This is a genomic window from Tepidimonas sp. (assembly GCF_036824975.1).
Taxonomy (GTDB): domain Bacteria; phylum Pseudomonadota; class Gammaproteobacteria; order Burkholderiales; family Burkholderiaceae_C; genus Tepidimonas.
Genome location: NZ_DAISZC010000064.1, coordinates 1 through 12,756, shown reverse-complemented (window position 1 = coordinate 12,756; position 12,756 = coordinate 1). Strand labels below are relative to the sequence as shown.

The following is a 12,756-nucleotide window of genomic DNA, read 5'->3' as shown; positions in this document are numbered from 1 at the left end:
CGGCGGGCTGCTGGGCCTGGTCGGCCGCAGCGGGTGCCGGCGCCGCCGCCGGAGCAGGTGCGGGGGCCTGGGCAGGCGCGGGTTCCTCCTTCTTGCCGCAGGCCACCAGGGCCGCGGCAGCGATCAATGCAGCAATGAGTGTCGTGTTTTTCATCATCAGGCTCGCGTGTTGGGTCAAAACACAGGGGGTTGTTTCCGGAATCCGTGTTGCACATCCGCCACCCTCCGGGCAGGGTCTTTGCGGACCGTGTGGCGCCGCTGTACGCAGCGCCTCACCCTCGATATTCTAATTCACCAAATCCGGGTTTTCCCGCATAGGGTTGTAACGGATTGCAACGTCGATTCACTCATCTACCCGGTGTAGCCAGCCATCCTCGTACCACTGCGCCAGCACCGCCCGCGCATCGGTGCTGGCGCGCCGCACCGCTTCCGCGCCGAGTGCGCGCGCATCGGCCAGACGCCGCATCAGCGCGGCGTCGCGCCCGCGGGCCCGCAGCGCCTCGCCGTTGATGAAGATGTGGTGGTCGTCGTACGCCATGCGCGTGCGGCGGTCCAGCACCACTGCGCCAGGCGACCATGGCACCGCGGGCGGTTCGAACCACACGCGCGGCTTGGGCTCGGTCAGCACCTCGCCCAGCGCCCGCTGCAGCGCACGGGAATCGGCCAGCATCCGCTGCAGGCTATGGTGCGCAAACGCCTGCAACTGGGGCGGGATGCGTGCCGGCTCGGCAGTGGCGGCTTGACCGGCGTCGCGGTACAGCACATCATCGTCCCAGTCGTCCGCCAAACGCGCCGCCAGCTCGGCCGCCAAGGCGCCGCGCTGCGGCACCCAAAAGCCAATCGATATCGTCATACAGTCGCCGCCGACGGCCACGCCTTCGTGCGCCCACCGGGGTGGCAGATACAGCATGTCGCCGGGCTCCAGCACCCATTCCTGCTCGGGCTCGAAGCGCTGCAGGATTTTGCATGGCAGATCCGGCACCAACGTCAAATCGCGCTGCCGCCCAATGCGCCAGCGCCGCCGGCCACTGGCCTGCAGCAAAAACACGTCGTAGCTGTCGTAGTGCGGGCCGACGCCCCCGCCGTCGCTAGCCCAAGAGATCATCACATCGTCGAACCGCACGTCGGGCACAAAGCGGAAGCGCTGCATCAACGCGTGCACACGATCGTCGTGCAAATCGACGCCCTGCACCAGCAGTGTCCAGCCCGGCCGCTGCAGCGGCGGCAACGCCCGCTCGCCCCGGCGGGCGCGCCGATCAAACGGACCGTGGCGCAGCTGCCACGACTGCTGCGGCTCGCCCGCTGCCGGGTCATGCACGATCAAGCGCGACTCGACCTCGTCGCGCGCGGCCAGTTCGAACAGCGCGGAGCGATCCAGCGGCGGCACGAACTCCGCGATGGCCTGTCGAATCAGCAGCGGTCGCCGCTGCCAATAGCGGCGCATGAACTGGCGAGGACTCAGTCCGGCCAGCAGCGCCAACGGCTCATCCAGAGCGATGGCTGCCGGCACAGATGCGGGGGGAGCGGCGGGCGTCGTCTTCATGGGACAATTGTCCAATGAAAGTCACTCCCTCTTGCGTGGTCAGCCTCAGCTGGACCCTGAAAGACAGCACGGGCAACGTGCTCGACCAGTGCGACGAACCGGTGGAATTTCTGGTCGGCGGCAGCGACCTGCTGGCCAGCATCGAGCAGGCACTGCAGGGTCATGAGGCGGGCGACCGGCTGGATCTGCATCTGGAGCCGGATCAGGCGTTTGGCCAGTTCGACGACCGGCTGATCTTCCTGGAGCCGCGCTCCGCCTTTCCCGAACCGCTGGAAGTGGGCATGGTATTCGAAGGGCTGCCACCCGGCTGCTCCCCGAGCGCGCCGCGCGACCGACTCTACTTCGTCAGCGACATCTACCCTGAACACGTGGTGCTGGATGCCAACCACCCCTTGGCCGGCATGGCGTTACGATTGGCGCTGCGCATTCACGCGGTGCGTGAGGCCAGCGCCGAGGAAGTGGGGCGCGGCAGCACAGGGGCGGGGTTTTTCCAGCTGCGTGTGCAACGCTGAGTGCCACCCACGGCACCCCTACGTCCGCCTCAACCGCGGCCCGTCGAGCCGTAGCCGCCCTCGCCGCGCTGGGTGGAGGTGGCAAACGATTCGACGACGTGCCACTGCGCCTGCACCACCGGCACGATCACCAACTGCGCAATGCGCTCCAGCGGCTCGATGGTGAAGGGAACCGGACTGCGGTTCCAGGCGCTGACCATCAGCTGGCCCTGGTAGTCGCTGTCGATCAACCCCACCAGATTGCCCAGCACCAGGCCGTGCTTGTGCCCCAAGCCCGAGCGCGGCAAGATGAGGCCAGCATAGCCCGGGTCCGCCAAGTGGATAGCGATACCGGTCGGCACCAGTTCCCAGGCGTTGGGTGCCAGCGTCAGCGGACCGTCCAGGCAGGCCCGCAGGTCGATGCCGGCGCTGCCGGGCGTCGCGTAGCCCGGCAGCCGATCGCGCAGCCGCTCGTCCAGGATGCGCACGCCCACGCGCAGACCCGGCGCTGCGGGCGTCACCGCTTCCCCTCCGACATCTGACGCTTGAGCGCCTCCATCGGGTCTTCCTCTTTCGCCGCCGAGTCGGCCGCATCGGTCTGGGGCGCTTCGCCACGCTGCCCCGCCCCCGCCTGCGATTCGCCGGCGGCACCGTCGCCCTGCTCGTTGCCCCACGGGCTGTCCTGGGCCTCGTCCCCGCCCACCGGCATGTCCATCAGCTGCTGCCGAATGGCGTCCATGTCGCCTTCGACCGCCTTTTGAATATTGCCAGTCACCAGCTGCGGCTGCCACATCAACACGGCCACCATGATGACCTGCAGCACAATGAACGCCACCGAGCCGCGGTAGATCTGCGCGGTGGTGACCGCTGGAATGCGGCGCTGGGTCACGGGGTCGGTGTAGTCCTCGCGCGCGGCGACGCTGCGCAGATAGAACAGCGCAAAACCAAACGGCGGGGTCAGGAACGAGGTCTGCAGGTTCATCGCCAGGATGACGCCAAACCAGATCAGGTCGATGCCCATCTTGTCGGCCACCGGCGCCAACAGCGGCACGACGATGAAGGCGATCTCAAAGAAGTCGATGAAGAACCCCAGCACGAACACCAGCAGGTTGACCACCACCAGGAACCCGATCACCCCCCCCGGAATGGCGTCGAACAGGTGCTCGACCCAAATGTGCCCGTCAGCAGCGTTGAAGGTGAAGCTGAAGACGGTGGAGCCGATCAGAATGAACAGCACGAAGATCGACAGCTTGGTGCTGTTTTCCAGCGCCTGACGCACGATGGTCCAATTCAGGCGCCGCTTCAGCGCCGCCATGATCAAAGCACCCACGGCACCCATGGCCCCGCCCTCGGTGGGCGTCGCCACACCCAGGAAGATCGTGCCCAGCACCAGGAAGATCAGCACCAGCGGCGGAATGAGCACGAACGTGAACTGCTCGGCCAGACGCGACAGCAGCCCCAGCCGCAGCCCCCGGTTGAGCGCCGCCAGCAGCAGCGCCAGCAACGCCGCCACCGTCGTCGACAGCACCACCACCTCGTCGGTCGGCGCCGGCGTCTCGGCGGCTCGGCCCAGCAGCGGATTGAGCACCGCCCCGTGTACCTGCGCCCAGCCCCAGGCGGCCAGCCCCACCACCAACAGCAGCGCCAGCAGCGAGCGGTGCCCACTGGCCCCATCGTCTTCGCGGTAGATGCGGGCCTCGGGCGGCAGCGCCGGCACCCACGAGGGACGCAGCACCGCCACCACCGCGATGAACAGCAGGTACAAACCGATGAGCAGCATCGACGGCAGCAACGCGCCGGCGTACATATCACCGACCGAGCGGCCGAGCTGGTCGGCCAGCACGATCAGCACCAGCGACGGTGGCACCGCCTGCGCCAACGTGCCCGAGGCCGTGATAACGCCGGTGGCGATGGAGCGGTTGTAGCCGTAGCGCAACATGATGGGCAGCGAAATCAGTCCCATCGAAATCACCGCCGCCGCCACCACGCCCGTGGTGGCGGCCAGCAGCGCACCCACCAGCACCACCGCGAACGCCAAGCCGCCACGCACCGGACCGAACACCTGTCCCACCGTCTCCAGCAGATCTTCGGCCATGCGGCTGCGCTCCAGCACGATGCCCATCAGGGTGAAGAACGGGATGGCCAGCAGCGTGTCGTTCTGCATGATGCCGAACACGCGCAGCGGCAGGGCCTGGAACAGGTTGTCCGGAAACAGCCCGATCTCCATGCCGATAAAACCGAAAAACAGGCCCGTGGCCGCCAGCGCAAACGCCACGGGAAAGCCGGTAAGCAAGAACACCAGCAGCCCGGCAAACATCACCGGGACGAAGTTGTCGTGCAGGAATGCGGTCATGACAGGCCGTCCTTGATGGGTTGCAGGCCTCTTAGGCGCCGGGGCGGGCGACCGCCGCCTTCTGCGCTTCGGCCGCGGCGATCTCCTTGGCCAGCATCTGCGCTTCGCTGGGTCCGGTGTGATCCAACGGGTCGCTGCCGCGGCCCAGCAGGAAGGCGATTCGCTTGATCAGCTCGGCGATGCTCTGCAGGGCCAACAAGGCAAAGCCGACGGGGATGAGCAGATAGACCGGCCAGCGGATCAGCCCTCCGGCATTGGACGACATCTCGCCGCTGGCCCAGGCGCGCTCAAACAGCGGCCAGCCGAGTTTGATCATCATCACGCACAGCGGCAGCACGAAGACGACGATACCCACGACGTCGATCCAGTTACGCGAGCGCGCACTCAGCTTGGCTGAGAGGAAATCGATACGCACGTGGGCGTTGCGCAGAAAGGCGTAGCCGCCACCCAGCATGAAGACGGCGGCAAACAGGTACCACTGCACCTCCAGCCAGGCGTTGGAGCTGACACCAAACACGCGCCGCACCACCGCATTGCCAGCGCTGATCAGCGTCGCCGCCAGAATCAACCACATCACGCCCCAGCCCACCGCCCGGTTCAGGCCATCGATGGTGCGCACCACACGCAACAACAGGTTCATGTCGTTATCTCCAGATCCAGCCCGGATCGCGGGCGGGCCCGAAGTCTAGCCGAACGCCAGCCCTCCGGCGACGCCGGCCCGAACAAAAAACCCCGCCGCAGCGGGGCTGCAGCCCAGCGGGCGCCGCCGGCGCGGCGGCAAGGCCCCTGGGACGGAGGCGATCACAGCTTGACCGACTGCATGTAGCTGTCGAAGCGCGCTTCGGTGAAGCGGAACCACAGGTTGGCGTCGCGCTGGAAATTGCGGTAGTCGGTGTACACCTTCTTCCAGTTGGGGTTGCTGCTGCTGAGCTCTTCGTACAGCCCCATGGCCTGCTTGAACGCCTCGTCCATCACCGACTTCGGAAACGCCTGCACCTTGACGCCGTTGGCCACCAGGCGCTTGAGCGCCGCTGGGTTGCGCGCGTCGTACATGGCCTGCATCGTGGTGTGCGCGTGGGACGCGGCCGCCTCTACCATCGCCTTGTACTCGTTGGGCAGGTCGTTGTAGGCCTTCTTGTTGAAATAGAAGTCGAGCTGAGCGCCGCCCTCCCACCAACCGGGGTAGTAGTAGTTCTTGGCCACCTTGTAAAAGCCCAGCTTCTCGTCGTCGTACGGTCCCACCCATTCGGTGGCGTCGATGGTCCCTTTCTCCAGCGCCTGATAGATCTCGCCACCGGGGATGTTTTGCGGCACACCACCCATGCGGCTAACCACCTTGCCCGCGAAGCCGCCAACGCGGAACTTCAACCCCTTGATATCGGCCGGGCTCTTGATTTCCTTGCGGTACCAGCCACCCATCTGGGCACCGGTGTTGCCGCCGGGGAAGTTGACGATGTTGTATTGGTCGTAGAACTCGCGCATCAGCTTCATGCCGTTGCCGTCGTAGAACCAGGCCGTGAGCTGGCGGCTGTTCATGCCAAACGGAATGGCGGTGCCGATGGCGAAGGTATCGTCCTTGCCAAAGTAGTAGTACGACGCGGTATGGCCGGCCTCGACGGTGCCCTGCTGCACGGCGTCCACCACCCCGAACGCCGGCACCAGTTCACCCGGCACGTGCACCGACACCTGGAACTTGCCCCCCGACATCTGGTTGACGGCCTTCGCAAACACCTCCGCCGCGCCGTGGATGGTGTCGAGCGACTTCGGGAAGCTGGAGGTCAGACGCCAACGGATGGTCGGCTGCGCGTGTACCGCAGGCGCCGCGGCAGCGGCCAGGATACCGGCGACGCCGGCGTGCTTGATGACGGAACGACGATCCATGAACAACTCCTTTGGTTACCCAGAAGTACAACCGCCACGGGCGCGACGGTCTCTATTCCTTGGTGGAGGTGACAGTGTAGCTCACGAACATTGACGAACCCGGTCGGGTTTTCCCCGGGAAACGGGCGGCGGCGTTTGAAGACTTTTCACAGCACCGGGAATTCGCTCACATCCGTCCCGCCACGAGGCGCGGGAGCACCTCACGCCGCCGGGGGCACCACCGTCAAGGCCGGCCGCGCCGGCACATGTGCGCCCAGCCGCTCGCGGATCGCGCGCTCGATGCCGACCGCATCCAGCCCCAGCCGTGCCAGCAGCACGGCCGGATCGCCGTGCTCGATGAAGCGGTCGGGCAGGCCCAGCGTCAGCACCGGACGTTGCAGCCCTTGCTGTGCCAGCCACTCCAGCACCGCCGACCCCGCGCCACCGGCCACGGCCCCCTCCTCCACCGTCACCAGCGCGTCGTGGGACGCGGTCAGCTCGCGCAGCAGTTCAGTATCCAGCGGCTTGGCCCAGCGCATGTTGGCCACCGTCGCGCCCAAGGTTTCAGCCGCCTGCAGAGCCGGGTACAGCAGCGTGCCGAAGGCCAAAATGGCGACTCCACGACCCCGGCGGCGGATTTCGCCTTTGCCAAAGGGCAACGCCTGAGGTTCGGCTGGCAACGGTGCCCCGACCCCTGAGCCGCGCGGATAGCGCACCGCCACCGGGTGCGACTGCGCAAACGCCGTGGTCAGCAGCTGGTAGCACTCCGCCTCATCCGCCGGGCAGGCGATCGACAGGTTCGGCACGCAGCGCAGGAAAGCGATGTCGTAGGCGCCGCAGTGCGTGGGGCCGTCGGCGCCGACGATGCCCGCGCGATCGAGCGCAAACACCACCGGCAGGTTTTGCAGCGCCACGTCGTGAATGGCCTGGTCGTAAGCGCGCTGCAGGAACGTGGAGTAGATCGCCACCACCGGCTTGAGGCCTTCGCAGGCCAGCCCGGCGGCGAAGGTCACCGCATGCTGCTCGGCGATGCCGACGTCGTGGAAGCGGTCAGGGAAGCGCTGGTGAAATTCGACCATGCCCGAGCCTTCCCGCATGGCCGGGGTGATGCCCACCAGACGACGGTCGCGCTCGGCCATGTCGCACAGCCAGCGCCCGAACACGGCGCTGAAGGTCGGCTTCGGCGGCTGTGCCGGTGGCACCAGGCCGACGGCAGGGTCGAACCGGCCCGGTCCGTGGTAGGCAATCGGGTCGGCCTCAGCCAGCTTGTAGCCCTGCCCCTTTTTCGTGACCACGTGCAGAAATTGCGGACCGGCGCCATCGTCGAGCAGGCGGCGGATATTTTCCAGCGTCGGCACCAGCGAGCCGAGGTCGTGCCCGTCGATGGGGCCAATGTAGTTGAAGCCGAATTTCTCGAACAGCGTGGCCGGCACCACCATGCCTTTGGCGTGCTCTTCCAGCCGCTTGGCCAGCTCCAGCAGCGGAGGCGCGACACTGAGCACCTGCTTGCCTACCTGCTTGGCGGCGGCGTAAAAGCGCCCGCTCATCAACTGCGCCAGATAGCGGTTGAGCGCCCCCACTGGCGGGCTGATCGACATGTCGTTGTCGTTGAGCACCACCAGCAGCGGCAGGCGCGTCACGCCGGCGTTGTTTAGCGCCTCAAACGCCATGCCGGCGGTCATCGCCCCGTCGCCGATGACGGCGATAGCGCGTCGCCGCTCGCCCTTGAGGTATGCCGCCACGGCCATCCCCAGCGCCGCCGAGATGCTGGTGGACGAATGCGCGGTGCCGAAGGCGTCGTACTCGCTTTCGCTGCGCACCGGAAACCCGCTCAAGCCCCCCAGCTGGCGCAGCGTGTGCATGCGCTCGCGCCGCCCGGTCAGGATCTTGTGCGGGTAGGTCTGGTGTCCCACGTCCCACACCAGCCGGTCGTGCGGGGTGTCAAACACGTAGTGCAGGGCCACCGTCAGCTCCACCGTGCCCAGGTTGGAGCTGAAGTGGCCGCCGGTGCGTGCTACGCTTTGCACCAGAAATGCGCGCAGCTCATCGGCCAGCGGGCGCAGCTGCTCCCGCGGCAGTCGGCGCAAATCAGCGGGAGAGTCGATCGATGCGAGCAGTGCGGTCATGGATCCATCTTCCTTCGCCCGGGAGGCACCGGGCCATCGCGGCCACGGACGTCAGTGCTGGCGCTGCACCACCCAGCGCGCCAGCTGTGCCAGCCCCTGCGCGCGCGGCGCGGACAGCGCCTGCAGCGCCGCCAGCGCCTGCTGTAACAGCGCGTCGGCGCAGGCGCGCGCACCTTCCAGCCCTAGCAGCGACACATAGGTCGGCTTGTCGGCCGCGGCATCCTTGCCCACGGTTTTGCCCAGTGCCGCCGTGTCACCGGTCACATCCAGCACGTCGTCAACGATCTGGAACGCCAGTCCCAGCGCGCGCCCGTAGGCGCTGATGGCGGCCAGCACTGCAGCTGGCGCCCGCGCCGCCAGCGCACCCATGCGCACGCTGGCCAGTAGCAGCGCCCCAGTCTTGCGGCGGTGCATGTCCTCCAGCGCCGCACGGTCGAGGCGGCGCCCCACACACGCCAGGTCGATGGCCTGCCCGCCCGCCATCCCGTGCGCCCCGGCCGCCTCGGCCAGCTCGCGCACCAGCGCCACCGCCAACGCGGGGTCTCGATCGGCCCAAGGCGGCGCCGCCAACCACTCGAAGGCCAGCGCCTGCAGGGCGTCGCCCGCCAGCAGCGCCTGAGCCTGCCCATACTGCACGTGCACGGTGGGCTTGCCCCGGCGCAACACATCGTTGTCCATACAGGGCAGGTCGTCGTGCACCAGCGAATACGCGTGGATCAACTCCACCGCGCCGGCGGCAGCCCACACGGGCTCGGTGGCGGGTGGATCGACATCATGGTGCGCCGCAGTGGCTTCCCACGCCGCCAGCACCAGCAGCGGGCGCAGCCGCTTGCCGCCGTCGAGCACCGCGTAGCGCATGGCGTCCGCCAGGCCCGCCGGCGCGTCTGCCGGCAGCTGTTCGGCCAGCCAGCGCTCCATCTGCGCCTGGCGCCGGGCCACCCAGCCTTCCCAGCCCAGCTCGGCCGCCGCCGACGCTAGCGCCGTCATGCGCCTGGCTCCCAAGGGCGGCTGCGCTCGCCGTCGACGATGCGGATCTGTTCCTCCACCGCCTGCAACTGGCTGCGGCAGTAGGCCAGCAGTTCGTTAGCGCGCTGATAGGCCCCCAGCAAATCCTGCAACGGCATCTGGCCGGACTCCAGGCGACCGATCAGCGCCTCGAGTTCCTGCACCGCGGCCTCATAGGTGGGGGCTGGCGCTGCAGAGGGTGGGCTAGCGAGGGGCTCGGACATGATGACGACAGGGGTGACACAAACCGGACGAACGACCACAGCGCCAGGACGGCAGGGGCGCAAGCGGCCAACCCGTGGCGCAGCCACGCTGCGCGCGACCGGCCCCCACCGCGCACCGGCCCCCTTCGGCGAGCCGCGCGCAGGATTGTAGGCCACCCGCCGGATCCGCCCATCCCGCCCCGGCTTTACCCCACGCCGACATAGCGGGATGCGGCGCCCCCGACGGGCGCGATGCCCGCCTGCGAGAGGCGGGACGCACACGGGGCCGCTGGCCTCCTCCACCGATGGGCGGCATGTGCCGGACGCATCTGAGCGTGGACTCCGCCACGACCCGCGGCACCTGTTGCCGTGGTTGCGGTGCCAAGCCCTTTGGACATACAATTGCATGTCCCCCGCGGCTGGGCTCCGGCTGGCGGGGGATCGTCCTTTCTCCCTACAAGGAGGTGTTCCCCACCAACCCGCGTCGTCTCCGTCCGCACACGAGTCACGCACATTTGCCCCATCACGGGGATCTTGAGAGGTCCAGGTCATCATGTCCGATTTGAGCCTTGGGTTGCAGCAGGCACGCAGCCAGCTGCCAGTGTCTGTGTATTTCGATGAGGCGCTGCTGCAGCGCGAGCGGGAGACGATCTTTCAGTCCGGTCCCCGCTACGTGGGGCACGCCAACGCGGTGCCCAACGTGGGTGACTATTTCGCGCTGCCCCACGAAAACGAGGGTCGCGTGCTGATCCGCACCGAGCGCGGCGTGGAGCTGGTCAGCAACGTCTGCCGCCACCGGCAGGCGGTGATGCTCAAGGGGCGCGGCAACCTGCTGCAGGAGGGCAAGGCGCACGCCGGTGGCCACATCGTCTGCCCGCTGCACCGCTGGACCTACAGCGGCGGCCTGGGCCAGAACCTGCCCGTGGGCACGCTGATCGGTGCGCCGCACTTCGCACAAGACCCGTGCCTGAACTTGCAGCGCTGGCCGCTACGCGAATGGAACGGCATGCTGTTCGAAGACAATGGGCGCGACATCGCAGCCGACCTGGCCGACATGCGCGTGGGCGACGCCTTCAACTTCGAGGGCATGGTGCTGGGTCACGTCGAGCTGCACGAGTGCCACTACAACTGGAAGACCTTCATCGAGGTCTATCTCGAGGACTACCACGTGGTGCCGTTCCACCCCGGGCTGGGCAACTTCGTCACCTGTGACGACCTGCGCTGGCAGTTTGCACGCGAATACTCGGTGCAGACCGTGGGGGTGCAAAATCTGGCGGCCAAGGCGGGCAGCCCGGTGTACCAGCGCTGGCATGAGGTGCTGATGCGTCACCGAGAAGGACGCCTGCCGGAGCACGGGGCCGTGTGGCTCACTTACTACCCGCACATCATGGTCGAGTGGTACCCGCACGTGCTGACGATCTCGACGCTGCACCCGATCGCGGTGGACCGGACGCTAAACGTGGTCGAGTTCTACTACCCCGAAGAAATCGCCGCTTTCGAGCCCGAATTCATGGAAGCGCAGCGCGCGGCCTACATGGAGACGGCCGTCGAGGACGACGAGATCGCCGAACGGATGGACGCCGGCCGCCAGGCGCTAATGCGGCGCGGCACCAGCGAAGTGGGGCCGTACCAAAGCCCGATGGAAGACGGCATGCAGCACTTCCACGAGTGGTACCGCGCCAAGATGGGCATGCCAGCCCAGGGCGACATCGCGGGGTAAGCCCTGAGACCCCAGTCCCACCCGCCTCGGTCATCGGCACGCGCAGCGGCGGGCCCTCGAGGTGTCCGGGCGCGCGCCGCGACGGTATCGACGCACGTCGCGGCGGCCAACGTCGCAGCGAGCTTGCCGTCCGCCACGCCCCGCCCAGCACAAGCCCTATGGATGGTGCTGGGCGCGTTTCTGTTCGCGTCGATGGGGGTGTGCATCAAGTTCGCGTCGGCACACTTCCACAGCTTCGAGGTGGTGGGCTACCGCGGGTTGATTGGCGTGGTTTTTCTGGCTGTGCTGGCTCGGCTGCGTGGCGTGTCGCTGGCCACACGCGTGCCGGGGATGCACTTGTGGCGTACCATTGTGGGCACGATTTCGCTGCTGGCGTGGTTTTACGCGATTGCCAAGTTGCCCCTGGCCACAGCCATGACGCTCAACTACATGAGCAGCGTCTGGGTGGCGGCGTTTTTGCTGGGCGGTGCGCTGCTGTGGCAACGCAGCGGCCAGCCGTTGCGCGGCCAGGCACCGCTGTTTGCCACCGTGCTGATCGGCTTTGGCGGCGTGGCGCTGGTGCTGCGGCCTACGTTCGATGGCGCAGCAGCGCTGGGCGGCCTGTCAGGCCTGCTGTCCGGGCTGACCTCGGCGCTGGCCTATCTGCAGGTGGCCGCGCTGTCGCGCGCCGGCGAACCCGAAACGCGCACGGTGTTTTATTTTTCGCTGGGCGCCACGGCCGTGGGTTTTGCCGGCACTGCCGTCATCGGTAGCCACGGCTTGGGCACGCCCCACGCGGGGTGGCTGCTGCCCATCGGCCTATTCGCTGTGCTGGGCCAGCTGTGTATGACCCGCGCCTACGCCAGCGGTGCCACACTGGTGGTGGCCAACTTGCAATATTTCGGCATCGCCTTTGCCGCGCTGTACGGTCTGCTGATCTTCGGTGACGTGCTGCCGTGGAGCGGCTGGCTGGGCATGGCGCTGATCGTAGCCAGTGGCGTGGCGGCCACCTTTTTGCGCGAACGCGCCGTCCCCAAGCTTCCTGCGCAGGAACACGCATGACCCGCTCCAGCCTGCCCACCGACCCCATGTCCTGGCCCGGTGGCCCGCTCATCGACGCCACGACCCTGCGTACAGCGCTGGCCGCGGGCGCCTCATGGCGCGTGTTCGATTGCAGCTTCGAGCTCACCGACCCCCAAGCCGGCGGGGCCCAGTACCACAGCGGGCACATTCCGGGCGCGCTTTATCTGCACCTGGACGACGACCTCAGCGCTGGCACCGACCCGGCGCTGTGCGGCGGGCGCCACCCGCTGCCCACGCGCGAGACCATGGCGGCCCGTCTGGCGGCCTGGGGCATCCGCCCCGACACGCCCGTGGTGGCTTATGACCGGCAGGGCGGCATGACCAGCGCTCGCCTGTGGTGGCTGTTGCGCTGGTGCGGGCACGAGGCGGTGGCGGTACTGGACGGCGGCTGGG

The 12,756-nt window shown here is 67.7% G+C and carries 12 protein-coding genes; 4 read left to right on the top strand and 8 right to left on the bottom strand.

Annotation, left to right across the window (positions count from 1 at the left end; translation table 11 throughout):
- Window positions 1-343 precede the first annotated feature (343 nt).
- Entirely contained in the window at window positions 344-1,543 is a 1,200-nt protein-coding gene (locus tag V7Z54_RS07935) for a JmjC domain-containing protein (RefSeq protein WP_334135670.1), read from the bottom strand.
- A gap of 14 nt (window positions 1,544-1,557) precedes the next feature.
- Between V7Z54_RS07935 and V7Z54_RS07930 the strand changes: the two genes are divergently transcribed.
- Entirely contained in the window at window positions 1,558-2,055 is a 498-nt protein-coding gene (locus V7Z54_RS07930; RefSeq protein WP_334135669.1) for an FKBP-type peptidyl-prolyl cis-trans isomerase, read from the top strand.
- 29 nt (window positions 2,056-2,084) lie between these two features.
- Here V7Z54_RS07930 and dut read toward each other — a convergent pair whose 3' ends face one another.
- The 7 genes from dut to xseB all read right to left on the bottom strand — a co-directional run bounded on the left by dut (window position 2,085) and on the right by xseB (window position 9,602).
- On the bottom strand, window positions 2,085-2,555 hold the full coding sequence (gene dut, locus V7Z54_RS07925) for a dUTP diphosphatase (RefSeq protein ID WP_443082455.1): 471 nt from the start codon (window positions 2,553-2,555) through the stop codon (window positions 2,085-2,087).
- Complete coding sequence (locus V7Z54_RS07920) at window positions 2,552-4,387, bottom strand: TRAP transporter large permease (RefSeq protein WP_334135668.1); 1,836 nt, start codon at window positions 4,385-4,387, stop codon at window positions 2,552-2,554. The genes dut and V7Z54_RS07920 overlap by 4 nt, the downstream gene beginning before the upstream one ends.
- Window positions 4,388-4,418: 31 nt before the next feature.
- Entirely contained in the window at window positions 4,419-5,027 is a 609-nt protein-coding gene (locus V7Z54_RS07915; protein ID WP_334135666.1) for a TRAP transporter small permease subunit, read from the bottom strand.
- Window positions 5,028-5,188: 161 nt separating this feature from the next.
- Window positions 5,189-6,268 carry a TRAP transporter substrate-binding protein gene (locus V7Z54_RS07910; RefSeq protein WP_334135664.1) on the bottom strand — a complete coding sequence of 360 codons (1,080 nt, stop codon included), beginning with the start codon at window positions 6,266-6,268 and terminating at the stop codon, window positions 5,189-5,191.
- A gap of 200 nt (window positions 6,269-6,468) precedes the next feature.
- Complete coding sequence (gene dxs / locus V7Z54_RS07905) at window positions 6,469-8,373, bottom strand: 1-deoxy-D-xylulose-5-phosphate synthase (protein ID WP_334135663.1); 1,905 nt, start codon at window positions 8,371-8,373, stop codon at window positions 6,469-6,471.
- A 51-nt stretch (window positions 8,374-8,424) separates the two neighbouring features.
- Window positions 8,425-9,360 (bottom strand): polyprenyl synthetase family protein, encoded by a 936-nt coding sequence (locus tag V7Z54_RS07900; protein ID WP_334135661.1) that lies wholly within the window; start codon window positions 9,358-9,360, stop codon window positions 8,425-8,427.
- Window positions 9,357-9,602, bottom strand: a complete 246-nt coding sequence (xseB, locus tag V7Z54_RS07895; RefSeq protein ID WP_334135659.1) for an exodeoxyribonuclease VII small subunit — start codon at window positions 9,600-9,602, stop codon at window positions 9,357-9,359. Before xseB ends, V7Z54_RS07900 begins: the two co-directional genes overlap by 4 nt.
- Before the next feature lie 532 nt (window positions 9,603-10,134).
- On the opposite strand from xseB, the gene V7Z54_RS07890 reads away from it, so the two are divergent.
- The 3 genes from V7Z54_RS07890 to V7Z54_RS07880 form a co-directional block, all read left to right on the top strand.
- On the top strand, window positions 10,135-11,301 hold the full coding sequence (locus V7Z54_RS07890) for an aromatic ring-hydroxylating oxygenase subunit alpha (RefSeq protein WP_334135658.1): 1,167 nt from the start codon (window positions 10,135-10,137) through the stop codon (window positions 11,299-11,301).
- Window positions 11,302-11,463: 162 nt separating this feature from the next.
- Window positions 11,464-12,342, top strand: a complete 879-nt coding sequence (locus V7Z54_RS07885) for a DMT family transporter (RefSeq protein WP_334135656.1) — start codon at window positions 11,464-11,466, stop codon at window positions 12,340-12,342.
- A partial coding sequence (locus V7Z54_RS07880; protein ID WP_334135654.1) for a sulfurtransferase occupies window positions 12,339-12,756 on the top strand: 418 nt, incomplete at its 3' end. The genes V7Z54_RS07885 and V7Z54_RS07880, both read left to right, overlap by 4 nt.